The following is a 22,689-nucleotide window of genomic DNA, read 5'->3' on the forward strand; positions in this document are numbered from 1 at the left end:
TCAGTTCTCCTTGAACGGGAAGCCGAGGTGACGAAGGAGGGCACGACCCTCGTCGTCATTGGTCGCCGTGGTGACCACGGTGATGTCCATGCCCCGGACCCGGTCGATCTTGTCCTGGTCGATCTCGTGGAACATGACCTGCTCCGTGAGACCGAAGGTGTAGTTGCCACGGCCGTCGAACTGCTTCGGCGACAGACCACGGAAGTCACGGATACGCGGAAGCGCGAGCGACAGCGTACGGTCCAGGAACTCCCACATGCGGTCACCACGGAGGGTGACGTGGCAGCCGATCGGCTGCCCCTCGCGCAGCTTGAACTGCGCGATCGACTTGCGGGCCTTGGTGACGGCCGGCTTCTGACCGGTGATCGTGGTGAGGTCGCGCACGGCGCCATCGATCAGCTTGGAGTCGCGGGCGGCGTCGCCCACACCCATGTTGACCACGATCTTGACCAGACCGGGGACCTGCATGACGTTCTCGTACGAGAACTCCTCACGCAGCTTGCCGGCGATTTCCTCGCGGTAGCGCGTCTTGAGACGCGGCGCAGTGGTGGTAGTCATCAGATGTCCTCACCGGTGCGCTTGGCAACGCGGATCTTGTTGCCCTCGTCGTCAAAGCGGTAGCCGACGCGAGTAACGACCTTGTTGCCGTCCTTCTCAACAACCAGCTGCACGTTGCTGACGTGGACGGGGGCCTCGGTCGTCACAATGCCACCGGTCTGCGAACCGCGAGCGGTCTGACCGGCCTTCGTGTGCTTCTTGACCCGGTTGACACCCTCGACGAGAACGCGGTCCTGAGCGGGGTAGGCAACGATGACCTTGCCCTGCTTGCCCTTGTCCTTGCCGGTGATGACCTGAACCAGGTCGCCCTTCTTGATCTTCATGCTTACAGCACCTCCGGCGCGAGCGAGATGATCTTCATGAACTTCTTCTCGCGCAGCTCACGGCCCACCGGGCCGAAGATACGGGTGCCGCGGGGGTCGCCGTCGTTCTTCAGAATGACGGCGGCGTTCTCGTCGAAGCGGATGTACGAGCCATCCTGACGACGACGCTCCTTGACGGTGCGAACGATGACGGCCTTGACGACGTCACCCTTCTTCACGTTGCCACCGGGGATCGCGTCCTTGACGGTGGCGACGATGACGTCACCGATGCCCGCGTAGCGGCGACCCGAGCCACCGAGAACACGGATGGTGAGAATTTCCTTCGCACCCGTGTTGTCGGCGACACGCAGTCGCGACTCCTGCTGGATCACGTCTATCTCCTGATCGTCTGCCGGTTCCCGGCGGGGGCCGCTCCGTTACCGGAACGGACCCCCGCCGAGCCTGGCGGAACCTGCCTGAAGGGGAAGCCCCTCAGGAATTACTTGGCCTTCTCGAGGATCTCGACGATGCGCCACCGCTTCGTGGCGGACAGCGGCCGGGTCTCCATCAGGAGGACGCGGTCGCCGACGCCGGCGGCGTTCTGCTCGTCGTGGGCCTTGAGCTTGTTCGTACGGCGGATGACCTTGCCGTACAGCGCGTGCTTGACGCGGTCCTCGACAGCGACGACGACGGTCTTGTCCATCTTGTCGCTGACGACCAGACCCTCACGGGTCTTGCGGAAACCGCGGTCGGTGTTCGTCTCAGTCACAGTCTTCTCGCTCATCAGACGCTCTCCACCGTCTCAATGCCGAGCTCGCGCTCGCGCATCAGGGTGTAGATCCGGGCGATGTCCTTACGGACGGACTTGAGCCGGCCGTGGTTCTCGAGCTGTCCGGTCGCCGCCTGGAAGCGGAGGTTGAACAGCTCTTCCTTGGCCTCGCGGAGCTTGTTGAGGAGCTCCTCGTCGCCCAGCTCGCGCAGCTCGGACGTCTTGGTACCGGCCGACATCACGACTCACCTGCCTCGCGCCGAACAATCCGGCACTTCATCGGAAGCTTGTGAGCAGCGCGGGTGAGCGCCTCACGAGCAATCTTCTCGTTCGGGTAGGACAGCTCGAACATCACCCGGCCCGGCTTGACGTTCGCGATCCACCACTCGGGAGAACCCTTACCGGAACCCATGCGGGTCTCGGCAGGCTTCTTCGTGAGGGGGCGGTCCGGGTAGATGTTGATCCAGACCTTGCCGCCACGCTTGATGTGACGGGTCATCGCGATACGAGCGGACTCGATCTGACGGTTCGTCACGTACGCCGGGGTCAGCGCCTGGATGCCGTACTCGCCGAACGCAACCTGCGTGCCACCCTTGGACATACCGCTGCGCTTCGGGTGGTGCTGCTTGCGGTGCTTGACCCTACGGGGGATCAGCATTTCGGTCAGGCCTCCGTTCCGGTGCTCTCAGCAGCCGGAGCAGCGGCGGACGCGTCGGCCTTGGGGGCCTCGGCGGCCGGAGCCGTCTGCTGCGGCTTGCGGCCGCGACCGCCACGCTCACTGCCACCGCGGCCACCGCGGCCGGCCGGACGGTCAGCGCCGCCACGGGCCGGGCGGTTGCCCGCACGGGCAGCAGCGTTCTCGGCGCGGACCTCGGCGATGTTCTTGACGTCGCCCTTGTAGATCCAGACCTTCACGCCGATGCGGCCGAAGGTCGTCTTGGCCTCGAAGAAGCCGTAGTCGACGTTCGCACGGAGGGTGTGCAGGGGCACGCGGCCCTCGCGGTAGAACTCCGAGCGGGACATCTCGGCGCCGCCGAGGCGGCCACCGCACTGGATCTTGATGCCCTTGGCGCCGGCCTTCATCGTGCTCTGCATGCTCTTGCGCATGGCACGACGGAAGGAGACGCGGGAGGAGAGCTGCTCGGCGACGGCCTGGGCCACCAGCTGGGCGTCCACCTCGGGGTTCTTGACCTCGAGGATGTTCAGCTGGACCTGCTTGCCGGTCAGCTTCTCCAGCTCGCCACGGATGCGGTCGGCCTCGGCGCCGCGGCGGCCGATGACGATGCCCGGGCGGGCGGTGTGGATGTCAACGCGGACGCGGTCGCGGGTGCGCTCGATCTCGACCTTCGAGATGCCGGCCCGCTCCATGCCCTTCGTCATCATGCGACGAATGGCGACGTCTTCCTTGACGTAGTCCTTGTACAGCTTGTCGGCGTACCAACGGGACTTGAAGTCCGTGGTAATGCCGAGCCGGAACCCGTGCGGGTTTACCTTCTGGCCCATTACCGGGTTCCTTCCTTGCTGCTGACGACCACGGTGATGTGGCTGGTCCGCTTACGGATCCGGTAGGCACGGCCCTGAGCACGCGGACGGAACCGCTTCAGGGTCGGACCCTCGTCCACAAACGCCTCGCTGATGACCAGCGAAGAGGCGTCGGGGTGGTCGTAGTTGTGTGCAGCGTTGGCGATGGCGCTGTCAAGCACCTTGCCAACCGGCACGCTCGCGGCCTGCGGGGCGAAACGCAGGACCGCCTGAGCCTCCGTGGCATCCATGCCACGGATGAGGTCCACCACTCGGCGGGCCTTCATGGGCGTGACGCGGATGTACCGCGCCTGGGCCCTGGCTTCCATGGTTGTCCCTTCGGTGTGAGTCATAGTCGTTTCCACCCCGCGCTAGCGGCGCTTCGACTTCCGGTCGTCCTTGACGTGGCCGCGGAAGGTGCGAGTCGGCGAGAACTCGCCGAGCTTGTGGCCGACCATCGACTCGGTGACGAACACCGGGACGTGGATCTTGCCGTTGTGCACCGCGATGGTGTGACCCAGCATGGCCGGGATGATCATCGAGCGACGGGACCAGGTCTTGATGACGTTCTTGGTGCCTGCTTCGTTCTGTACGTCCACCTTCTTGACGAGGTGTCCGTCGACGAAGGGCCCCTTCTTGAGACTGCGCGGCATCTAAACCCGCTCCTAGCGCTTCTTGTTCGTCTTGCGGCGGCGGACGATGTACTTGCTCGATGCCTTCTTCGGCGAGCGAGTACGACCTTCCTTCTGACCCCACGGCGAGACCGGGTGACGTCCACCGGAGGTCTTGCCTTCACCACCACCGTGCGGGTGGTCGACCGGGTTCATCGCAACACCGCGGACGGACGGGCGAACGCCCTTCCAGCGCATGCGACCGGCCTTGCCCCAGTTGATGTTCGACTGCTCGGCGTTGCCGACCTCGCCGATCGTGGCGCGGCAGCGGGCGTCGACCAGGCGGATCTCACCCGACGGCATACGAAGGTGGGCCATGGTGCCCTCCTTCGCCAGCAGCTGCACGGAGGCACCCGCGGAACGGGCGAACTTCGCGCCGCCGCCGGGCCGCAGCTCGATGGCGTGGATGGTCGTACCGACCGGGATGTTGCGCAGCGCCAGGTTGTTGCCGGGCTTGATGTCGGCGGCCGGGCCGTTCTCGACACGGTCACCCTGGCCCAGGCCACGCGGCGCGATGATGTAGCGCTTCTCGCCGTCCGCGTAGTGCAGGAGCGCGATGCGCGCGGTGCGGTTCGGGTCGTACTCGATGTGCGCGACCTTGGCCGGCACGCCGTCCTTGTCGTGACGACGGAAGTCGATCACGCGGTAGGCGCGCTTGTGGCCACCACCCTGGTGGCGAACGGTCACACGACCGGTGTTGTTACGGCCGCCCTTGCTGTGCAGGGGGCGGACCAGCGACTTCTCCGGCGTGGACCGCGTGATCTCGACAAAGTCGGCGACGCTGGAGCCACGACGGCCCGGGGTCGTCGGCTTGTACTTGCGGATACCCATTTCTCAGTCCTCGTCCGATTCCGGACGACTCGACCTCCGTTAGGAGGTCGGGCCGCCGAAGATGTCGATTCGGTCGCCCTCAGCGAGGGTCACGATGGCGCGCTTGGTGTCAGCGCGCTTGCCGAAACCGGTCTTGGTGCGCTTGCGCTTACCCTGACGGTTGATCGTGTTGACCCCGGTGACCTTGACCGAGAAGACCGCTTCCACGGCCTGCTTGATCTGGGTCTTGTTGGAGCCGGGCGCGACGATGAACGTGTACTTGTTCTCGTCGAGCAGCGCGTAGCTCTTCTCCGAAACAACCGGCTTGACGAGAACGTCACGCGGGTCGGAGTAGGTCTTGCTGGTAACGGTCGCCTCGCTCATCAGGCGTCGCTCCCTTCGGTCTCAGCGGTCTGGGGGCCAGACACGAAGGACTCGAAGGCGGCCTGGGTGAAGACCACGTCGTCAGAGACGATCACGTCGTACGTGTTCAGCTGGCCCGGCTCCAGGATGTGCACCTGGGGCAGGTTGCGTGCGGAGAGCCACGCGGCCTCGTCGTTGCGGTCGACGACCAGGAGCACGTGCTTGCGCTCCGAGATCTTGCCGAACAGCGACTTGGCGGCCTTCGTGGAGACTCCACCCTCGACCACGCCGGTGACGACGTGGATGCGGGAGTGACGCGCCCGGTCGGAGAGGGCACCGCGCAGGGCGGCGGCCTTCATCTTCTTGGGGGTGCGCTGCGAGTAGTCACGCGGCTGCGGGCCGTGGACGACGCCACCGCCGACGAACTGCGGCGCGCGGGTCGAACCCTGGCGCGCACGGCCGGTGCCCTTCTGGCGGTAAGGCTTGCGCCCACCACCACGGACTTCGCCGCGACGCTTGGTCTTGTGCGTGCCCTGACGGGCAGCTGCCAGCTGTGCGACAACGACCTGGTGGATCAGCGGAACGCTGGTCTTCGCGTCGAAGATCTCCGCGGGGAGCTCGACGGTACCGGCCTTGTCGCCTGCCGGCGAAAGGATGTCAATGGTGCTCATTACCTCAAGCCCCCTTGGCCGCGGTACGGACCAGGACGAGGCCGCCGTTCGGACCGGGGACTGCGCCCTTGATGAGGAGCAGACCCTTCTCCGCGTCAACCGCGTGGATGGTCAGGTTCTGGGTGGTGACGCGCTCGTTACCCATCCGACCGGCCATGCGCATGCCCTTGAAGACACGCCCAGGGGTGGCACAGCCACCGATCGAACCGGGGGAACGGTGCTTGCGCTGGACGCCGTGACCGGCGCCGAGGCCCTTGAAGTTGTGACGCTTCATGACACCGGCGAAGCCCTTGCCCTTGCTCTTGCCCGTGACGTCGACCTTGACGCCGGACTCGAACACCTGGGCGGTGATCTCCTGGCCGAGCGTGTACTCGCTCGCGTCAGGGGTGCGGAGCTCCACCAGGTGGCGGCGGGGGGTCACGTCGGCCTTGGCGAAGTGGCCCTTGAGGGGCTTGTTCACCTTGCGCGGGTCGATCTCGCCGAAGGCGATCTGGACCGACTCGTAGCCGTCGCTGTCGTTCGTGCGGACCTGCGTCACGACGCACGGACCGGCCTTGACGACGGTCACCGGGACGACCCGGTTGTTCTCGTCCCAGACCTGGGTCATGCCGAGCTTCTCGCCCAGGACGCCCTTGATGTTCTTGCTCATCTCGGCCCGTCCCCTCAGAGCTTGATCTCGATGTCGACGCCAGCCGGCAGGTCGAGGCGCATCAGCGAGTCAACCGTCTTCGGGGTGGGGTCGAGAATGTCGATGAGGCGCTTGTGCGTGCGCATCTCGAAGTGCTCGCGAGAGTCCTTGTACTTGTGCGGCGACTTGATGACGCAGTACACGTTCTTCTCAGTGGGCAGCGGCACCGGGCCCGCGACCGACGCACCAGTGCGGGTCACCGTCTCGACGATCTTCTTCGCCGAGGAGTCGATGACCTCGTGGTCGTAGGCCTTGAGCCGGATGCGGATCTTCTGTCCCGCCATGGCTACTAGTAGTCCTGTCTCTCGTAACGCTCTGGAACCCGTGGTTCTGGTAACTCCGCCTCCGACCCACGCGGTCGGGCGTGTCGCATCCCCTCTACGAAAATCTCCCGAAGGAGATCCCAACCAAGGGGGTGCGGGCCTGAGACCGCGCTGCCGGGGGTGAAACCCCACCGGGCGCCTGGCCGGTGCCACACATACGCTTCCCGAAAGATTCCCGTACGTCCGGCCCTGGGGGCCGACGAGTACTGTGGGACTCGCTTCCGGTCCTCCCGGCGGGAGGCGCGCAGCATTGACACTCAACCGAGCAACCTGGCTAGTGTGCCATACGGGGCACGAGCCTGGCCAATCGGGCGGAGGATCTTACCCCCCGCGTCGCCATGGTCAAACGCGGGCACGAGCCGGGCCGGGCTCCCCCGCGTTATTCGGTCGAGCGCCACCCGTCGCCGCCCCTACAGTGACCGCCGGACAGAGGCCAGGGGGGCACAGCACATGCGTACGCACTATCCGCGGACCCCGCATCTGCCCTGGTCGCCCGGGGCCACCTCCGACGACGTGCGCCTGACCGACCTCGCGGGGCTCACCGGCACGCAGGTCGTGGTCACCGAGAAGCTCGACGGCGAGAACACCACGCTGTACGCCGACGGCCTGCACGCCCGCTCCCTCGACTCGGCCCACCACCCTTCGCGCGGATGGGTCAAGGCGCTCCAGAGCAGGATCGGCCCCCGCATTCCGGCGGGGTGGCGGATCTGCGGCGAGAACGTGTTCGCCCGGCACTCGATCCCGTACGAGGACCTGGCGGGCTACTTCTACGGCTTCTCCGTCTGGGACGGCGACGTCTGTCTGGACTGGGACCGGACCGTGGACTTCCTCCGCGACCTCGGGGTCCCGACACCGCCCGTGCTGTGGCGCGGCGTCTTCGACGCCCGCGCCGAGAAGACGCTGCGCGCGATGAGACCCGACACGGACCGCCAGGAGGGTTACGTCGTCCGCCCCGCCGAAGCCTTTCCCGCCGCCGCGTTCGAACGGCGGGTCGCGAAGTGGGTGCGGCCGGGCCACGTGACCACGGACACCCACTGGATGCACGCGGCGGTGGTGGAGAACGGGCTGGGCCCGGCCGCCGCCCTCTGGTCCGTGCGTTCGGGCGCCCCCGTGGACCCGGCGGCCCTGGCCGTCGCCACGGGCACCGGCCCGGGCGACGCACCGGCCGCCCTCGCGACGGCCGACGCCCTGGACGCGCGCGGCAGCACCGGCGACGACCGGCTGGCCGGGGTGCTCGCCGCCCTGGTGCACCGCACCCGACGGGCCGCACTCGCCCCGGCGCTCGCCGGACCGCTCGGGATGCGGCTCGCCCGGCAGACGGCGGACCTCGTCGGCCTGTACCCCGCGCTGCACCGCCCCTACCCGGACGAGCAGCGCCACGGCGGTCTGGCGTGGATGGCGCTCGCCGCCCGCCTGCCGGTCCTGCACGCGCTGGCGGACGCGCTGGCCGAGGGTCCGGAGGCCCGCGAGGAGGTGGAGTGGTCCGAACTGCACGCCCGGGACGTGGCCGAACCGGACGGACTGCGTGAGGCCTTCGCCGGTCTGGAGCCGGACGCCGCCGACCGCTGTCTGGCGCAGGCCCGTGAGGCGTACGCGCGCGGCCGCGTCACCACCGCGGAGGAAGCGGTCGCCGCGACCTGGCGATGGCGGTCCGGTGGCTTCCCTCGCCTGATCCACCTGGCCGGCCCCTCCGGCAGCGGGAAGAGCACCTTCGCCCGGGGGCTGCCGGGCATCACCACGTACATCTCGCTCGACGACCTGCGCCAGGCCCGGGGCTCGCGCGCCGACCAGAGCGCCAACGAGGAGGTCATGCGGGAGGGCCTGCGCCGCCTGGACGCCGCCCTGGTCCCCGGCGCCACCGTGGTCTGGGACGCCACCTCCCTCAACCCGCACCAGCGCTCCGTGATCCACGCGACCGCCCACCGCCACGACGCCCTGCTCACCCATGCGGTGGCCTGGGTGGGAGCGGAGGAGCTCACCGCGCGCAACGGCCGGCGCGACCATCCGGTGCCGCCGGACGTCCTGGCCTCGCAGCTGCGCCGCTTCGTGCCCCCGTATCCCGGCCAGGCGCACCGCACCTGGTACATCGGGACGAGCGGAACCGTGGAGGACCGGGCCTGATGCGTACGAGCGAGGAGATCTACCACCGGGTCCGCTGGGACCCCCGGTTCGACCCGGCGCGCTTCGTCCTGGGCGTCGCCCAGCGCGGCCGGGACCCTGAGCGGGTGCCGCTGGACCGCTTCACGCCGGGCGGCGACATCCCCTGGCACCGCGTGCTGTTCGTCGAGGCGGACGGCGAGGTGGTGTGGGACCGGTCCACGGGGGCCGACCGGATCGACGCGACGGACGCGGGCCGGGTCAGCACCCCGCGCCGGCTCCCCTCCCCCTACTTCACCTCCCGCACCCCGCACGCCTTCTCCCCTGCCACGGGCACCTGGGAACCGGCGCCCGCCCGGACCCCGGGCCCGTCCGGTCCGCTGACGGTGCTCACCTGGAACACCCTCTGGGACCGCTACGACAGCGACCGCATCGACACGGCCCGCCGCCGCCCGCTCCTCCTCGACGCCCTGCGCGCGGCGGACGCCGACGTCATCGCGCTCCAGGAGGCGGAGCCCGTGCTGCTGGACCTCCTGCTCGGCTGCGACTGGCTGCGGGCGGGATACGTCCTCGCCGCCGGCCCGGCCGGCCGCGACGTGGCGGACAACGGCCTGCTGCTGTTCAGCCGCCTGCCGGTGAGCGAGGCGGGTCTGCACGCACTCGGCCCGCACAAGGCGGTGGCCGCGGCCGTCGTCGAGACGGCCGAGGGCCCCGTCACGGTCGCCGTGACGCACCTCAGCAGCGACCACTCCCCCGACGGAGCGGCCCGCCGCGACCACGAACTCGCCGACCTGGCAACCGGGTTGGCCGCGATACAGGGCGAGCTGCTCCTCGTCGGCGACTTCAACGACGGCGGCGACCGCCCGCAGACACGCCTGACGATGACGGACGCCTGGAGCGAGGCGCACGGCGCCGCCGACCACACCCCCACCTTCGACCCCTCCGTGAACCCGCTGGCCGCGGTCTCCTCCCTGTCCGGCCGCGCCTCCCGCCTGGACAGGGTCCTGCTGCGTACCGAACGGCTGCGCACCCGGTCGGCGGCCCTGACGGGCGAGGTGCCCGGACCGGAGGGGCTGTACGTCTCCGACCACTACGGCGTACGGGCGGAGCTGGGCCCGCCGCTCGCGGCGTCCGACACGGACCGCGTCGCTGAGCTGAGCCCACCACGTCCGGCGGCCGACACGGACCGCATCACGGAGCGGGTCACCGCGGCCCTCCCCGGCGCCCGGGTCCACGTCGTCGGCTCCCGCCGCATGGGCTGTGCGGCCCCCGACGCGGACCTGGACCTGGTCGCGGCGCTGCCCGGGGCCCCCGATCCGGCGGGGGTACGTCAACGGCTGGCCGCCGCGTTCCCGGAGGCGCGGGACCTGCGCGAGGTGACGGGGGCCCGGGTCCCCGGCCTCCGCTGGCGGCTCGACGGCCTCCGGGTCGACCTCGCCACGGTGCCGACCGGCTCCCTCTCCCCCGCCGAGGCGGTCGCCCGCCGGACGGAGCTGGGCGAGGCGGCCGCCGTCGCCCTGAGCGCGGTGAGCGACGCCGAAGCGGTACTCGCGGCGACGGACCCGCACCGGGACGCCTTCGCCGCCCTCGCCCGGGACGTCAAGGCGTGGGCGGCGGCACGGGGCCTCGACTCCGCGCCGTGCGGCGGACTGCCCGGGCTGGCCTGGGCGGTCCTCGCGGCCCGTACCGCACACGAGGCCGGCGACCTGCCGCCGCTCGCGCTGCTCCGGCACTTCTTCGCTACCTGGGCGATGTGGGACTGGGGAGCACCGGTGGGCCCCGGCCCTTCGCGGGGCCCCGTCACGGTGCTGACGCCGACAGCGCCGGTGCGGTCCTGCACCACCCAGGTCTCCGCCGCCGGCCGCGATCTGCTCACCGCCGAGCTCTACCGCGCCTGGGAGATCACGGACGCCGCCGAGGACGACCAGGACCCGCGCCCTCTGCTCTGCACCTCGCCGCACCTCTCGGAGCAGCACATGTCGTGGGCCCTCGCCTCGATCCCCTCGGGCGCTCCGGACGAGGGGCGGCTACGCGGCCGCCTCCTCGCCCTGTCCGCCGCCCTCACCGACGCGGGCGCCCCCGACTGCCGCATCTGGCCCCGCCCGCTCACGGCCGACGGCCGCACGGGGTACGCGATCGGGCTGGGGGCGACCCCGCCGGACGCCGTCCGGCTGGCGGAGATCGGGGCGGAGGTGCTGCGAGGAATCCGGGGGGCGTCGGTGGTCCCGGTACGTATATAGGGGTCAGCGCCCAGCGGCGTACGGGACGAGACCCGCCCACGCGTCCTCACCGAAGGTGAGCTGCGGCACCGACAGGTCCTTCGAGTCACGGACGTGCACCGCCCCGGGTGCAACCGCGACCTGCGGATCGAGCTGACCGACACCGGGGCGACCGTCTCCCCACCCCCTCCGCCCCCGACGCTCACGAGGAGGGCGGGCGCTGCCTGCTCATCGTCGACGCGCTCGCCGACCGCTGGGGCGTGATCGAGGGCCCGGTTCCGCGGAAGACGGTCTGGGCGGAACTCGACCTCCCACCCGGCCGAGTCCACCGGGTCGTGGTCACCCGCGACCCCCGGGGCCACGACCCGGTGACCCACGACGCGGCTGTCCACGACGTCTAAAGGCTTTTAAAGAACTCAGGGAAACAACCCCACCCAACCCGACCCGGCCCCCGTCCTGACCTGCATCACTCGCGCGAGTGAACCTGGGCAACTGGGCTGGATTCGAGGCCGGTTGTTCGGCATATGCTCGCCGCGACAACCACAGAACTGAGACGGCCCCCGCCGAGACTGACAATCTCAACCGGGGGCCTGACCACGAGGAAGGCAACAACTTCCCGATGGCTATCCCGCAGGTTATCGCGCCCCCGTGCGCCCAGTCCGGCTCCCCCGGCACCCTCCCCGACGTCACGCCGACATCCGGCGTCATCCACGTCAACGCCCGCCACGTCTCCGGCTTCGTGATCATCGGCAACCACCTCGCCCAGCATCACGAGCTCTCCCTCATCGCGATCGGCCTCGCCGTCCACATCCAGTCACTGCCCGCCGGAGCGAAGGTCGGCATCAAGGTCCTCACCGACCGCTTCCCCGAGAGCGAAGCCCGCATCACCGCCGCCCTGCACGAACTGGAAGCCAAGGGCTACCTCCACCGCAGCCGGGTACGCCTCTCCGACGGCCGCGTCATCACCCGCACGATCTCGTACAACCGCCCGGGCGCCGACGCGCCCCCGGCCACCACACCTCCACAACGACAGCCCCGGCGGCACGCACCCGCCGAGCCGCCCCCCGCGCCCGCTCCGCCTCCGCCCCCTCCCCCGGTCGCGGAACCCGCGCCACCGCTCCCCGCGCCCGTCCGCGTACCGGCACCCACCGCACCCAGGACGCCACTCCCGCCGCTGCCCCAGCCCCACAAGCCCACCGAGGAACTACTCCGAACCGCCGCGGCCGTCCTCGCCGACCTACGCCGCCACGCTCCCCAACTCACCTTCCGGATGGCCGACATCGAGGAACTCGCCCCCGGCATCGCCGCCTGGCTCGAACGCGACACCCACCCCGACGCCATCCGCCACGCGCTCACCAGCGACCTCCCCACCCCCGTCAAACACCCGGCGAAGTTCATCCGCCACCGCATCACCACCCTCGTGCCGCCCCCACTCCCCGGCACCACGGACCTCGCACCCCCACCCCGCCGCAAGGCCCTCGTCATCCCGCTCCAGAACTGCGACACCTGTGACCGTGCCTTCCGCGCCACCCACCCCGGCCACTGCCGCGACTGCCGAACCGATCTCCTGGAGGCCGCTTAGCATGAACGTGACGACCCCCCTTGCCTCCGGGCACAGACGAGGAGCGCACGCCATGGCCATCGCCTCAGAACGTGCAGAGCGGGACTCGGCCCGCTACCGGGCCATGCGCGAGATCGTCGGACAGATGCAGGACAGCGTTCCCGGCAAGCTGGAGATCACCAAGGAAGGGATCGTGCACGACATGATGGCCCCGGGGCGCCCCCACGAACTGACCACGGCCCGGGTGAGTCGTCGCCTGGAGAAGCTGATGCCGGACGAGATCGTGGCGCACACAGGGACCCCGGACGTCGAGGAAGAACCGGCGGGCATCATGCGCCATCCGGACGTCATGGTGATCGCCGAGGCCGACATGGAGGGGCAGGGGTCCTTCGATCCCCGGACCGTCATCGCGGCCGTCGAAGTCGTCTCGCAGTCGAACCCGGACAACGACTGGGTGAGCAAGATGCGCGACTATCCGCTTCTCGGCATCCCCGTCTACGCCATCTTCGATCCGCGCTCGGGTACGGGCGCCGTCCTGTCCGACATCCACCCGACGCCGCAGGGCCCCCGCTACGCCACCCGCAAGGATTTCGTGTACGGAGAGGACGTCACCATCGCGGAGTGGACCATTGCGACCAGTGACCTCCCCCGCTACGAGTAGACCGTCCCGGTGCTGGACCTACTCGGGTAGCGCGCCCGGGAGCGCCGGCCGCACCTGATACGCCTCGGGCCGGACCCGCCCGCCCTCTGGCAGACTCCCGTCATGCCTGTACGCACCACTCAAAGCTGGGCCCTGCGCCCCGCCACCCCCGACGACGTCGAGGCCATAGCCGATCTCCGGGCTGTCGTGATGCGCCCGGATCTCGTCCGCCTCGGCCGCTACGACGAACACCGGGTGCGCCAACGGCTGCGCGACTCCTATCTTCCCGAGTACACCTCGGTGATCGTCGTCGACGGCCGGTTCGGCGGGAGCGTCACGCTGCGGCCGTTCGAGGAGGGCCGGTGCCTGGAGAGCTTCTTCCTCGCCGAGGAGCACCAGGGGCGGGGCATCGGATCGGCCGTGCTGAGCGCCCTGCTCGCCCGTACGGACGCCGAAGGGACGCCGGTCCGGCTCAACGTGCTCCAGGGCAGCGCCGCCCGGCGGCTCTACGAGCGGCACGGATTCGCCACGGAACGCGAGGACCCGGTCGACGTGTTCATGGTGCGCCGGGCGCCCGTACCCGCCGTATGAGACAAGAAGAAGGGCCCCGTCCCACCGCTTGCGCGGCGGGACGGGGCCCTTCTCGGTGCTCTTGTGCGGAGCTACCAGGTCAGACGCTCAAGTGATTACTTGAGGATCTTGGTGACCTGGCCGGCGCCCACGGTCCGGCCACCCTCACGGATGGCGAACTTCAGGCCCTCTTCCATGGCGACCGGCTGGATCAGCGCGACGTCCATGAGGGTGTTGTCACCCGGCATGACCATCTCGGTGCCCTCGGGAAGGGTCACAACGCCCGTCACGTCCGTGGTACGGAAGTAGAACTGCGGGCGGTAGTTGTTGAAGAAGGGGGTGTGACGGCCACCCTCGTCCTTCGACAGGATGTAGGCCTGGGCCTGGAAGTCCGTGTGCGGCGTGACCGAACCCGGCTTGATGATGACCTGGCCGCGCTCGACGTCCTCGCGCTTGATGCCACGGAGGAGCAGACCGACGTTCTCACCGGCCTGGCCCTCGTCGAGCAGCTTGCGGAACATCTCGATGCCCGTGACCGTGGTGGTGGTCTTCTCGGTCTTGATACCGACGATGTCGACGGTCTCGTTGACCTTCAGGACACCACGCTCGATACGACCGGTGACGACGGTGCCACGACCGGTGATCGTGAAGACGTCCTCGATCGGCATCAGGAACGGCTTCTCGACGTCACGCTCGGGCTGCGGGATGGACTCGTCGACGGCCTTCATCAGGTCGAGAACGGTCTGGCCCCACTCGGCGTCGCCCTCAAGAGCCTTGAGCGCCGAGACCTTGACGACCGGAAGGTCGTCGCCCGGGAACTCGTACTCGGAGAGGAGCTCACGGACCTCGAGCTCGACGAGCTCCAGGATCTCCTCGTCGTCCACCATGTCGGCCTTGTTCAGGGCGACGACGATGTACGGAACGCCGACCTGGCGGGCCAGGAGCACGTGCTCCTTGGTCTGCGGCATCGGGCCGTCGGTGGCGGCGACGACGAGAATGGCGCCGTCCATCTGCGCCGCACCCGTGATCATGTTCTTGATGTAGTCAGCGTGACCCGGGCAGTCGACGTGCGCGTAGTGACGCGACTCCGTCTGGTACTCGACGTGCGCGATGGAGATGGTGATACCGCGCTGACGCTCTTCCGGCGCCTTGTCGATCTGGTCGAAGGCCGAGGCCTCGTTCAGGTCCGGGTACGCGTCGTGCAGCACCTTGGTAATGGCGGCCGTGAGGGTCGTCTTACCGTGGTCAATGTGACCGATGGTGCCGATGTTGACGTGCGGCTTAGTCCGCTCGAACTTTGCCTTCGCCACTGGGGTCCTCCTGAGTGGTTCTGTACGCCTTGCTTCATCGGCGCCAGGTGATCTTTGCTGGGATGCCGGTGCCGGGGGCATTCGCCACGCTGCTTACGCGCTGCGACGAATGCCCGACCGGGCTCCGGTGATAAGCCTAAAGCGTGTGCTCCGAAGAGTTACTCGCCCTTGGCCTTCGCGATGATCTCCTCGGCGACGTTCCGCGGAACCTCGGCGTAGGAGTCGAACTGCATCGAGTAGCTTGCGCGACCCGAGGTCTTGCTGCGGAGGTCTCCGACGTAGCCGAACATCTCCGAGAGGGGCACGAGGCCCTTCACGACGCGAGCGCCGCTGCGCTCCTCCATGGCCTGAATCTGGCCACGGCGGGAGTTGAGGTCGCCGATGACATCGCCCATGTAGTCCTCGGGCGTGGTGACCTCGACGGCCATCATCGGCTCCAGGAGCACGGGGGACGCCTTGCGGGCACCCTCCTTGAACGCCTGGGAACCGGCGATCTTGAAGGCGAGCTCCGAGGAGTCGACCTCGTGGTAACCACCGTCGAGAAGGGTGACGCGGACGCCGACCATCTCGTAGCCGGCCAGGATGCCGAACTGCATGGCTTCCTGGGCGCCCGCGTCCACCGAGGGAATGTACTCACGGGGGATGCGGCCACCGGTGACCTTGTTGACGAACTCGTAGGACGCGTCGCCACCCTCGATGGGCTCAAGGGCGATCTGCACCTTCGCGAACTGGCCGGTACCACCAGTCTGCTTCTTGTGCGTGTAGTCGATGCGCTCGACGGCCTTGCGGATCGTCTCGCGGTACGCGACCTGCGGCTTGCCGACGTTCGCCTCGACGCGGAACTCGCGCTTCATGCGGTCGACGAGCACCTCGAGGTGAAGCTCGCCCATACCACCGATGATGGTCTGGCCGGTCTCCTCGTCGGAGTGCACCTGGAAGGACGGGTCCTCCTCGGAGAGGCGCTGGATGGCGACACCCAGCTTCTCCTGGTCACCCTTGGACTTGGGCTCGATGGCGACCTGAATGACCGGCGCCGGGAAGTCCATGGACTCCAGGATGACCGGGTTCTTGTCGTCACACAGCGTCTCACCGGTGGTGGTCTGCTTCAGGCCCATGACGGCGATGATGTCACCGGCGCCCACCGACGCGATCTCCTCACGCTTGTTCGCGTGCATGCGGTAGATCTTGCCGATGCGCTCCTTCTTGCCCTTGACCGAGTTCAGCACCGCGGTGCCGGCCTCGAGGCGACCGGAGTAGATCCGGACGAAGGTGAGCTTGCCGAGGTGCGGGTCGCTCGCGATCTTGAACGCCAGGCCGGAGAACGGCTCGTCGTCCGAAGGCTTGCGCTTGATGACGACCTCGGGGTCCTTGACGTCGTGGCCTTCGATGGCCTCGACGTCCAGGGGGGAAGGCAGGTAGCGCACGACCGCGTCGAGCAGGGGCTGAACGCCCTTGTTCTTGAACGCGGTGCCACAGAACACCGGGGTGACGGTGACCGAGTCGGCACTGCCCTTCGACGCGAGGGTGATCCGACGGATCGCGTCGTGCAGCTGGTCCTGGGTGGGCTCGACGCCCTCCAGGTACAGCTCCATCATCGCGTCGTCGTTCTCCGAGACGGCCTCAAGGAGCTTGCCGCGCCATTCCTCGGCGGCTTCCTTGTGGGTGTCCGGGATCTCCACGGTGTCGTACATCTCGCCCTTGGCGGCCTCTTCGGGCCACACGAAGGCCTTCATCGACACGAGGTCGACGACGCCCTTGAAGTCGGCCTCTGCGCCGATGGGGAGCTGCATGACGAGCGGGACGGCGCCCAGGCGGTCGACGATCATGTCGACACAGCGGTGGAACTCCGCACCGGTGCGGTCGAGCTTGTTGACGAAGCAGATACGCGGCACGCCGTAGCGGTCCGCCTGACGCCACACGGTCTCGGACTGCGGTTCGACGCCGGCCACACCGTCGAACACGGTGACAGCGCCGTCGAGGACGCGGAGCGAACGCTCCACCTCGACGGTGAAGTCGACGTGACCCGGGGTGTCGATGATGTTGATGGTGTGGTCAACATCGTTGAGCGGCCAGTGACAGGTCGTCGCGGCGGACGTGATCGTGATGCCGCGCTCCTGCTCCTGCTCCATCCAGTCCATCGTGGCAGCGCCGTCGTGGACTTCACCGATCTTGTAGCTCACACCGGTGTAGAAGAGGATCCGCTCAGTGGTGGTCGTCTTGCCCGCGTCGATGTGGGCCATGATCCCGATGTTGCGGACCTTGGCCAGGTCAAGCGAAGTGGTGGCCATAAGGCTCAATCTTCTCTCGGTCTCGATGGGGTAAGCGACTACCAGCGGTAGTGCGCGAAGGCCTTGTTGGACTCGGCCATCTTGTGGGTGTCCTCGCGCTTCTTGACGGCAGCGCCAAGACCGTTGGAGGCGTCGAGCAGCTCGTTCATGAGCCGCTCGGTCATCGTCTTCTCGCGACGGGCGCGGGAGTAACCCACGATCCAGCGCAGCGAGAGGGTGGCGGCACGACCGGGCTTGACCTCGATCGGCACCTGGTAGGTCGCGCCACCGACGCGGCGGGACTTGACCTCGAGCGAGGGCTTGACGTTCTCAAGCGCGCGCTTCAGCGTGATGACCGGGTCTGCGCCGGTCTTCTCGCGGAGGCCTTCCATGGCGCCGTACACGATCCGCTCGGCGGTGGAACGCTTGCCGTCGAGCAGGATCTTGTTGATCAGCGACGTGACAAGAGGAGAGCTGTAGACCGGGTCGATGATGACCGGGCGCTTCGGGGCGGGGCCCTTACGAGGCATTCTTACTTCTCCTTCTTGGCGCCGTAGCGGCTGCGGGCCTGCTTGCGGTTCTTGACACCCTGGGTGTCGAGCGAGCCGCGGATGATCTTGTAGCGAACACCCGGCAGGTCCTTCACACGGCCACCACGCACGAGCACGATCGAGTGCTCCTGCAGGTTGTGTCCCTCACCCGGAATGTAGGCCGTGACCTCGATGCCGGAGGTCAGACGCACACGCGCGACCTTACGGAGCGCCGAGTTCGGCTTCTTCGGGGTGGTCGTGAAGACACGCGTGCAGACGCCACGACGCTGGGGCGAACCCTCGAGCGCGGGCGTCTTGTTCTTCTCGACCTTGTCCTGCCGGCCCTTCCGGACCAGCTGCTGAATCGTAGGCACTACTTCTCCGGTTTCTGTGTGCCGTCGGTGAAACTAACCTGGAACATCGCCGACCCACGCGGTCGGGTGTGTCGGATACTGCGGGCCACTCCCCTGGAGCAGTGGAAGCACAGATCGCGGTGACCAAAGACGGGCTCGGCGTGCGGTTGAGGACACGCACACGAGACCAGGCACACCCCAGGCACAAGGTCTGAGCGTACCTACCTCACGGAGCTGGGTCAAAACAAATGCTGTCCGCCCCGGCTCGCCGGGACCGGCCCCCGGCTGGTCCGCGCCCGTACGGGACGCCACAGGGCCCCTCACAGGCCCCGCAGCGCCTTCCGGGCCACGCCGCCCACCGTGCGCCCACCCCGCGGGAGTGACGCATCGCACGCCGGAGGGCGGCCACCCCGTGTGTACGGGATGACCGCCCTCCGGTCGTGTCAAGCGACTCGCTTACTGGTTGTACGGACCGTAGTCGTAGTCCTCCAGCGGAACGGCCTGGCCGGAGCCGGTGCCGAACGGCGAGTAGTCGATGTCGTCGTAGCCGACGGCCGAGTACATCGCGGCCTTGGCCTCTTCGGTCGGCTCGACCCGGATGTTGCGGTAGCGGGACAGACCCGTACCGGCCGGGATGAGCTTACCGATGATGACGTTCTCCTTGAGGCCGATCAGGGAGTCGGACTTGGCGTTGATCGCCGCGTCCGTCAGGACCCTGGTCGTCTCCTGGAAGGAAGCCGCGGACAGCCACGACTCCGTCGCCAGCGAGGCCTTGGTGATACCCATCAGCTGCGGCCGGCCGGAGGCGGGGTGACCGCTCTCCTGGACCACACGACGGTTCTCGGTCTCGAACTTCGAACGCTCGACGAGCTCGCCCGGCAGCAGTTCCGCGTCGCCGGACTCGATGATCGTCACGCGGCGGAGCATCTGCCGGATGATGATCTCGATGTGCTTGTCGTGGATCGACACACCCTGCGAGTTGTAGACCTTCTGGACTTCGCCGACCAGGTGGACCTGGACCGCGCGCTGACCGAGGATCCGCAGCACGTCGTGCGGGTTGGTGGCACCCACGGTGAGCTTCTGGCCCACCTCGACGTGGTCGCCCTCGCCCACCAGCAGACGGGCGCGCTTGGAGATCGGGAAGGGAATCTCGTCGCTGCCGTCGTCCGGCGTGACCACGAGCTTCTTGGTCTTCTCGGTCTCCTCGATCCGGACCCGGCCCGCGGACTCCGAGATCGGGGCGACACCCTTCGGCGTACGGGCTTCGAAGAGCTCGACGACTCGGGGCAGACCCTGGGTGATGTCGTCACCGGCCACACCACCGGTGTGGAAGGTACGCATCGTCAGCTGGGTACCGGGCTCACCGATGGACTGGGCGGCGATGATGCCGACCGCCTCACCGATGTCGACCAGCTTGCCGGTGGCGAGCGAGCGTCCGTAGCAGAAGGCACAGGTGCCGACCGCGGACTCACAGGTCAGGACCGAGCGGGTCTTGACCTCCTCGACGCCGGCGCCCACCAGGGCGTCGATCAGGACGTCACCGAGGTCGACGTTGGCAGGCGCGATGACCTTGCCGTCGACGACGACGTCCTCGGCGAGCATGCGGGCGTACACCGAGGTCTCGACGTCGTCCGTCTTGCGGAGCACGCCGTCGGCGCCCTTGACCGCGATCTTCAGCTTGAGGCCGCGGTCGGTGCCGCAGTCCTCCTCGCGGATGATCACGTCCTGCGAGACGTCCACCAGACGACGGGTCAGGTAACCCGAGTCGGCGGTACGCAGGGCGGTGTCCGCCAGACCCTTACGGGCACCGTGCGTGGAGATGAAGTACTCCAGAACGGTCAGGCCCTCACGGAAGGACGCCTTGATGGGACGCGGAATCGTCTCGTTCTTGGCGTTGGACACCAGACCACGCATACCGGCGATCTGACGCATCTGCATCATGTTTCCTCGGGCACCCGAGTCAACCATCATGAAGATGGGGTTCGTCTTGGGGAAGTTCGCGTTCATCGCCTCGGCAACCTCGTTGGTCGCCTTGGTCCAGATCGCGATGAGCTCCTGCGTGCGCTCGTCCTTGGTGATCAGACCGCGCTCGTACTGCTTCTGGACCTTCTCGTCCTGCTCCTCGTAGCCCTTGACGATGGCCTTCTTGGCCTCGGGCACGACGATGTCGGCAACGGAGACGGTCACGCCGGAGCGCGTCGCCCAGTGGAAGCCCGCCGCCTTCAGGTTGTCGAGCGTCGCCGCCACGATGACCTTGGGGTAGCGCTCGGCGAGGTCGTTGACGATCTCGGAGAGCTGCTTCTTGCCGACCGAGTAGTCGACGAACGGGTAGTCCTCGGGCAGCAGCTCGTTGAAGAGCGCGCGGCCCAGGCTCGTCCGCAGCCGGAAGGTGTCACCCGGCTGGTACTCGGGCTCGCCCTCCTCGGCGACCGGCGGCACCCAGCCACGCGGCGGGATGGTGCCCACCGGGAAGCGGATGTCGACGGACGACTGGAGCGCCAGCTCGCCGGCGTCGAACGCCATGATCGCCTCGGCCGTGGAGCCGAACGCGCGGCCCTCGCCCTTGGTGTCACGGAGCTCGCCGTCGGTGGTCAGGAAGAACAGACCCAGCACCATGTCCTGCGTGGGCATGGTGACGGGACGACCGTCGGCCGGCTTCAGGATGTTGTTCGAGGACAGCATCAGGATGCGGGCCTCGGCCTGCGCCTCCGCGGAGAGCGGCAGGTGCACGGCCATCTGGTCACCGTCGAAGTCCGCGTTGAACGCGGTGCAGACGAGCGGGTGGATCTGGATGGCCTTGCCCTCGACCAGCTGCGGCTCGAAGGCCTGGATGCCGAGGCGGTGCAGGGTCGGTGCACGGTTCAGCAGCACCGGGTGCTCGGCGATGACCTCTTCGAGGACGTCGTACACCACGGTGCGGCCGCGCTCGACCATGCGCTTGGCCGACTTGATGTTCTGCGCGTGGTTCAGGTCCACCAGGCGCTTCATCACGAACGGCTTGAAGAGCTCCAGCGCCATGGCCTTGGGCAGACCGCACTGGTGCAGCTTGAGCTGCGGGCCGACGACGATCACGGAACGCGCGGAGTAGTCCACACGCTTACCGAGAAGGTTCTGACGGAATCGGCCCTGCTTGCCCTTCAGCATGTCGCTGAGGGACTTGAGCGGGCGGTTACCGGGACCGGTGACCGGGCGACCGCGGCGGCCGTTGTCGAACAGCGCGTCGACGGCCTCCTGCAGCATCCGCTTCTCGTTGTTCACGATGATCTCGGGGGCACCGAGGTCAAGGAGACGCTTGAGGCGGTTGTTGCGGTTGATCACACGGCGGTACAGGTCGTTCAGGTCGGAGGTCGCGAAGCGGCCACCGTCCAGCTGCACCATCGGACGCAGGTCCGGCGGGATGACCGGCACGCAGTCGAGCACCATGCCCTTGGGCTTGTTGCTGGTCTGCAGGAACGCGGAGACGACCTTGAGGCGCTTGAGCGCACGGGTCTTCTTCTGGCCCTTGCCGGTACGGATGATCTCGCGGAGGCGCTCGGCCTCCTCGTCGAGGTCGAACGACTCGAGGCGCTTCTGCAGGGCGGCGGCGCCCATGCAGCCGTCGAAGTACGTGCCGAAGCGGTCACGCAGCTCGCGGTAGAGCAGCTCGTCGCCCTCGAGGTCCTGGACCTTGAGGTTCTTGAAGCGGCTCCACACCTCGTCGAGGCGGTCGATCTCGCGCTGCGCACGGTCGCGCAGCTGCTTCATCTCACGCTCGGCGCCTTCGCGCACCTTGCGGCGCACGTCGGCCTTGGCGCCCTCGGCCTCGAGCTCGGCCAGGTCGGTCTCGAGCTTCTTGGCGCGGTTCTCGAGGTCCGAGTCGCGACGGTTCTCGACCTGCTGGCGCTCGACGGAGACGTGGGCCTCGAGCGACGGGAGGTCGCGGGTGCGGCGCTCCTCGTCGACGAACGTGATCATGTACGCGGCGAAGTAGATGACCTTCTCGAGGTCCTTCGGCGCGAGGTCCAGCAGGTAGCCCAGGCGTGACGGGACGCCCTTGAAGTACCAGATGTGGGTGACGGGAGCGGCAAGCTCGATGTGGCCCATGCGCTCACGACGCACCTTGGCGCGCGTGACCTCGACGCCACAGCGCTCACAGATGATGCCCTTGAAGCGGACACGCTTGTACTTGCCGCAGTAGCACTCCCAGTCCCGGGTCGGACCGAAGATCTTCTCGCAGAAGAGTCCGTCCTTTTCGGGCTTGAGCGTGCGGTAGTTGATGGTCTCCGGCTTCTTCACTTCGCCGTGGGACCAGGTCCGGATGTCGTCCGCGGTGGCAAGGCCGATCCGCAGCTCGTCGAAGAAGTTGACGTCGAGCACTTGTCGTCAATCCCTCTTTCGGGGGTTCGAGCCCCCTCGCTTCACGCGAGAAATCGGGGCACTTCAGCAATGGTCTGAACGGGTCCGGGGAGAGCCGGCCGGATCACTGG

The 22,689-nt window shown here is 68.1% G+C and carries 24 protein-coding genes and 2 pseudogenes; 6 read left to right on the forward strand and 20 right to left on the reverse strand.

Annotated elements, in window-relative coordinates; genetic code table 11:
* The 14 genes from rplE to rpsJ form a co-directional block, all read right to left on the reverse strand.
* Window positions 1–558, reverse strand: coding sequence for a 50S ribosomal protein L5 (rplE, locus tag E6R60_RS22455; RefSeq protein WP_014047789.1), 558 nt, complete (start codon window positions 556–558; stop codon window positions 1–3).
* On the reverse strand, window positions 558–881 hold the full coding sequence (rplX, locus tag E6R60_RS22460) for a 50S ribosomal protein L24 (protein ID WP_018550616.1): 324 nt from the start codon (window positions 879–881) through the stop codon (window positions 558–560). Before rplX ends, rplE begins: the two co-directional genes overlap by 1 nt.
* A gap of 2 nt (window positions 882–883) precedes the next feature.
* Window positions 884–1,252: a 50S ribosomal protein L14 gene (gene rplN, locus E6R60_RS22465; RefSeq protein WP_003966950.1), complete on the reverse strand. Its 369-nt coding sequence runs from the start codon at window positions 1,250–1,252 to the stop codon at window positions 884–886.
* A 107-nt stretch (window positions 1,253–1,359) separates the two neighbouring features.
* Window positions 1,360–1,644: a 30S ribosomal protein S17 gene (gene rpsQ / locus E6R60_RS22470; protein WP_073786784.1), complete on the reverse strand. Its 285-nt coding sequence runs from the start codon at window positions 1,642–1,644 to the stop codon at window positions 1,360–1,362.
* Window positions 1,644–1,868 (reverse strand): 50S ribosomal protein L29, encoded by a 225-nt coding sequence (rpmC, locus tag E6R60_RS22475; RefSeq protein WP_136328433.1) that lies wholly within the window; start codon window positions 1,866–1,868, stop codon window positions 1,644–1,646. Before rpmC ends, rpsQ begins: the two co-directional genes overlap by 1 nt.
* Complete coding sequence (gene rplP / locus E6R60_RS22480; protein WP_003966953.1) at window positions 1,868–2,287, reverse strand: 50S ribosomal protein L16; 420 nt, start codon at window positions 2,285–2,287, stop codon at window positions 1,868–1,870. The genes rpmC and rplP overlap by 1 nt, the downstream gene beginning before the upstream one ends.
* 5 nt (window positions 2,288–2,292) lie before the next feature.
* A complete protein-coding gene (rpsC, locus tag E6R60_RS22485) occupies window positions 2,293–3,132 on the reverse strand; it encodes a 30S ribosomal protein S3 (protein WP_136328434.1) in 840 nt (279 codons plus the stop codon).
* Window positions 3,132–3,479: a 50S ribosomal protein L22 gene (gene rplV / locus E6R60_RS22490; protein WP_073733141.1), complete on the reverse strand. Its 348-nt coding sequence runs from the start codon at window positions 3,477–3,479 to the stop codon at window positions 3,132–3,134. Before rplV ends, rpsC begins: the two co-directional genes overlap by 1 nt.
* 42 nt (window positions 3,480–3,521) lie before the next feature.
* Window positions 3,522–3,803, reverse strand: coding sequence for a 30S ribosomal protein S19 (rpsS, locus tag E6R60_RS22495; RefSeq protein WP_015610726.1), 282 nt, complete (start codon window positions 3,801–3,803; stop codon window positions 3,522–3,524).
* A 12-nt stretch (window positions 3,804–3,815) separates the two neighbouring features.
* Window positions 3,816–4,652, reverse strand: a complete 837-nt coding sequence (gene rplB, locus E6R60_RS22500; protein ID WP_024494973.1) for a 50S ribosomal protein L2 — start codon at window positions 4,650–4,652, stop codon at window positions 3,816–3,818.
* Between the two features lie 39 nt (window positions 4,653–4,691).
* Window positions 4,692–5,015, reverse strand: a complete 324-nt coding sequence (gene rplW, locus E6R60_RS22505; protein WP_014154589.1) for a 50S ribosomal protein L23 — start codon at window positions 5,013–5,015, stop codon at window positions 4,692–4,694.
* Window positions 5,015–5,665, reverse strand: a complete 651-nt coding sequence (gene rplD / locus E6R60_RS22510; protein ID WP_136328435.1) for a 50S ribosomal protein L4 — start codon at window positions 5,663–5,665, stop codon at window positions 5,015–5,017. Before rplD ends, rplW begins: the two co-directional genes overlap by 1 nt.
* A gap of 4 nt (window positions 5,666–5,669) precedes the next feature.
* Window positions 5,670–6,314, reverse strand: a complete 645-nt coding sequence (rplC, locus tag E6R60_RS22515; RefSeq protein ID WP_136328436.1) for a 50S ribosomal protein L3 — start codon at window positions 6,312–6,314, stop codon at window positions 5,670–5,672.
* A 14-nt stretch (window positions 6,315–6,328) separates the two neighbouring features.
* Window positions 6,329–6,637: a 30S ribosomal protein S10 gene (gene rpsJ, locus E6R60_RS22520; protein ID WP_003948644.1), complete on the reverse strand. Its 309-nt coding sequence runs from the start codon at window positions 6,635–6,637 to the stop codon at window positions 6,329–6,331.
* A gap of 489 nt (window positions 6,638–7,126) precedes the next feature.
* Here rpsJ and E6R60_RS22525 point away from each other — a divergent pair, with 489 nt between their 5' ends.
* Window positions 7,127–8,797, forward strand: coding sequence for an RNA ligase family protein (locus E6R60_RS22525; RefSeq protein WP_136328437.1), 1,671 nt, complete (start codon window positions 7,127–7,129; stop codon window positions 8,795–8,797).
* On the forward strand, window positions 8,797–11,013 hold the full coding sequence (locus E6R60_RS22530) for a poly(A) polymerase (protein ID WP_136328438.1): 2,217 nt from the start codon (window positions 8,797–8,799) through the stop codon (window positions 11,011–11,013). Before E6R60_RS22525 ends, E6R60_RS22530 begins: the two co-directional genes overlap by 1 nt.
* 3 nt (window positions 11,014–11,016) lie before the next feature.
* Here the strand turns inward: E6R60_RS22530 and E6R60_RS22535 are convergent.
* Window positions 11,017–11,136: pseudogene (locus E6R60_RS22535) on the reverse strand (DUF397 domain-containing protein); the annotation flags it as partial.
* On the opposite strand from E6R60_RS22535, the pseudogene E6R60_RS37505 reads away from it, so the two are divergent.
* The 4 genes and pseudogenes from E6R60_RS37505 to E6R60_RS22555 all read left to right on the forward strand — a co-directional run.
* Window positions 11,134–11,393: pseudogene (locus E6R60_RS37505) on the forward strand (hypothetical protein); the annotation flags it as partial. The pseudogenes E6R60_RS22535 and E6R60_RS37505 sit on opposite strands and share 3 nt — an antisense overlap.
* Before the next feature lie 218 nt (window positions 11,394–11,611).
* Window positions 11,612–12,574: a helix-turn-helix domain-containing protein gene (locus E6R60_RS22545; RefSeq protein WP_136328440.1), complete on the forward strand. Its 963-nt coding sequence runs from the start codon at window positions 11,612–11,614 to the stop codon at window positions 12,572–12,574.
* Between the two features lie 52 nt (window positions 12,575–12,626).
* The gene (locus E6R60_RS22550) at window positions 12,627–13,214 is read left to right on the forward strand and encodes a Uma2 family endonuclease (protein ID WP_136328441.1); all 588 of its coding nucleotides are present in this window, start codon (window positions 12,627–12,629) and stop codon (window positions 13,212–13,214) included.
* 102 nt (window positions 13,215–13,316) lie between these two features.
* Window positions 13,317–13,784 carry a GNAT family N-acetyltransferase gene (locus E6R60_RS22555; RefSeq protein ID WP_136328442.1) on the forward strand — a complete coding sequence of 156 codons (468 nt, stop codon included), beginning with the start codon at window positions 13,317–13,319 and terminating at the stop codon, window positions 13,782–13,784.
* 95 nt (window positions 13,785–13,879) lie between these two features.
* On the opposite strand, the gene tuf is transcribed toward E6R60_RS22555, so the two are convergent.
* The 5 genes from tuf to E6R60_RS22580 all read right to left on the reverse strand — a co-directional run bounded on the left by tuf (window position 13,880) and on the right by E6R60_RS22580 (window position 22,579).
* Window positions 13,880–15,073 carry an elongation factor Tu gene (gene tuf / locus E6R60_RS22560; protein WP_136328443.1) on the reverse strand — a complete coding sequence of 398 codons (1,194 nt, stop codon included), beginning with the start codon at window positions 15,071–15,073 and terminating at the stop codon, window positions 13,880–13,882.
* 158 nt (window positions 15,074–15,231) lie between these two features.
* Window positions 15,232–17,361 carry an elongation factor G gene (gene fusA / locus E6R60_RS22565; protein WP_136328444.1) on the reverse strand — a complete coding sequence of 710 codons (2,130 nt, stop codon included), beginning with the start codon at window positions 17,359–17,361 and terminating at the stop codon, window positions 15,232–15,234.
* Window positions 17,362–17,399: 38 nt separating this feature from the next.
* Entirely contained in the window at window positions 17,400–17,870 is a 471-nt protein-coding gene (gene rpsG, locus E6R60_RS22570; protein WP_014154599.1) for a 30S ribosomal protein S7, read from the reverse strand.
* 2 nt (window positions 17,871–17,872) lie between these two features.
* On the reverse strand, window positions 17,873–18,244 hold the full coding sequence (gene rpsL / locus E6R60_RS22575) for a 30S ribosomal protein S12 (protein ID WP_003948652.1): 372 nt from the start codon (window positions 18,242–18,244) through the stop codon (window positions 17,873–17,875).
* A 435-nt stretch (window positions 18,245–18,679) separates the two neighbouring features.
* On the reverse strand, window positions 18,680–22,579 hold the full coding sequence (locus tag E6R60_RS22580; RefSeq protein ID WP_136328445.1) for a DNA-directed RNA polymerase subunit beta': 3,900 nt from the start codon (window positions 22,577–22,579) through the stop codon (window positions 18,680–18,682).
* Window positions 22,580–22,689: the final 110 nt, after the last annotated feature.

It is taken from the genome of Streptomyces sp. A0642 (assembly GCF_004795105.1).
Classification (GTDB): Bacteria; Actinomycetota; Actinomycetes; order Streptomycetales; family Streptomycetaceae; genus Streptomyces.

What these genes read in the sequence shown, in the direction of transcription:
- rplV (WP_073733141.1), bottom strand. Translation starts at nt 3,479, where the DNA reads ATGGAAGCCAGGGCCCAGGCGCGGTACATCCGCGTCACGCCCATGAAG.
- rpmC (WP_136328433.1), bottom strand. Translation starts at nt 1,868, where the DNA reads ATGTCGGCCGGTACCAAGACGTCCGAGCTGCGCGAGCTGGGCGACGAG.
- rpsS (WP_015610726.1), bottom strand. Translation starts at nt 3,803, where the DNA reads ATGCCGCGCAGTCTCAAGAAGGGGCCCTTCGTCGACGGACACCTCGTC.
- rplP (WP_003966953.1), bottom strand. Translation starts at nt 2,287, where the DNA reads ATGCTGATCCCCCGTAGGGTCAAGCACCGCAAGCAGCACCACCCGAAG.
- E6R60_RS22550 (WP_136328441.1), top strand. Translation starts at nt 12,627, where the DNA reads ATGGCCATCGCCTCAGAACGTGCAGAGCGGGACTCGGCCCGCTACCGG.
- rplE (WP_014047789.1), bottom strand. Translation starts at nt 558, where the DNA reads ATGACTACCACCACTGCGCCGCGTCTCAAGACGCGCTACCGCGAGGAA.
- rplW (WP_014154589.1), bottom strand. Translation starts at nt 5,015, where the DNA reads ATGAGCGAGGCGACCGTTACCAGCAAGACCTACTCCGACCCGCGTGAC.
- E6R60_RS22530 (WP_136328438.1), top strand. Translation starts at nt 8,797, where the DNA reads ATGCGTACGAGCGAGGAGATCTACCACCGGGTCCGCTGGGACCCCCGG.
- rplB (WP_024494973.1), bottom strand. Translation starts at nt 4,652, where the DNA reads ATGGGTATCCGCAAGTACAAGCCGACGACCCCGGGCCGTCGTGGCTCC.
- rpsQ (WP_073786784.1), bottom strand. Translation starts at nt 1,644, where the DNA reads ATGAGCGAGAAGACTGTGACTGAGACGAACACCGACCGCGGTTTCCGC.
- rplC (WP_136328436.1), bottom strand. Translation starts at nt 6,314, where the DNA reads ATGAGCAAGAACATCAAGGGCGTCCTGGGCGAGAAGCTCGGCATGACC.
- E6R60_RS22525 (WP_136328437.1), top strand. Translation starts at nt 7,127, where the DNA reads ATGCGTACGCACTATCCGCGGACCCCGCATCTGCCCTGGTCGCCCGGG.
- E6R60_RS22545 (WP_136328440.1), top strand. Translation starts at nt 11,612, where the DNA reads ATGGCTATCCCGCAGGTTATCGCGCCCCCGTGCGCCCAGTCCGGCTCC.
- rpsJ (WP_003948644.1), bottom strand. Translation starts at nt 6,637, where the DNA reads ATGGCGGGACAGAAGATCCGCATCCGGCTCAAGGCCTACGACCACGAG.
- rplX (WP_018550616.1), bottom strand. Translation starts at nt 881, where the DNA reads ATGAAGATCAAGAAGGGCGACCTGGTTCAGGTCATCACCGGCAAGGAC.
- E6R60_RS22555 (WP_136328442.1), top strand. Translation starts at nt 13,317, where the DNA reads ATGCCTGTACGCACCACTCAAAGCTGGGCCCTGCGCCCCGCCACCCCC.
- rplD (WP_136328435.1), bottom strand. Translation starts at nt 5,665, where the DNA reads ATGAGCACCATTGACATCCTTTCGCCGGCAGGCGACAAGGCCGGTACC.
- rpsC (WP_136328434.1), bottom strand. Translation starts at nt 3,132, where the DNA reads ATGGGCCAGAAGGTAAACCCGCACGGGTTCCGGCTCGGCATTACCACG.
- fusA (WP_136328444.1), bottom strand. Translation starts at nt 17,361, where the DNA reads ATGGCCACCACTTCGCTTGACCTGGCCAAGGTCCGCAACATCGGGATC.
- rpsG (WP_014154599.1), bottom strand. Translation starts at nt 17,870, where the DNA reads ATGCCTCGTAAGGGCCCCGCCCCGAAGCGCCCGGTCATCATCGACCCG.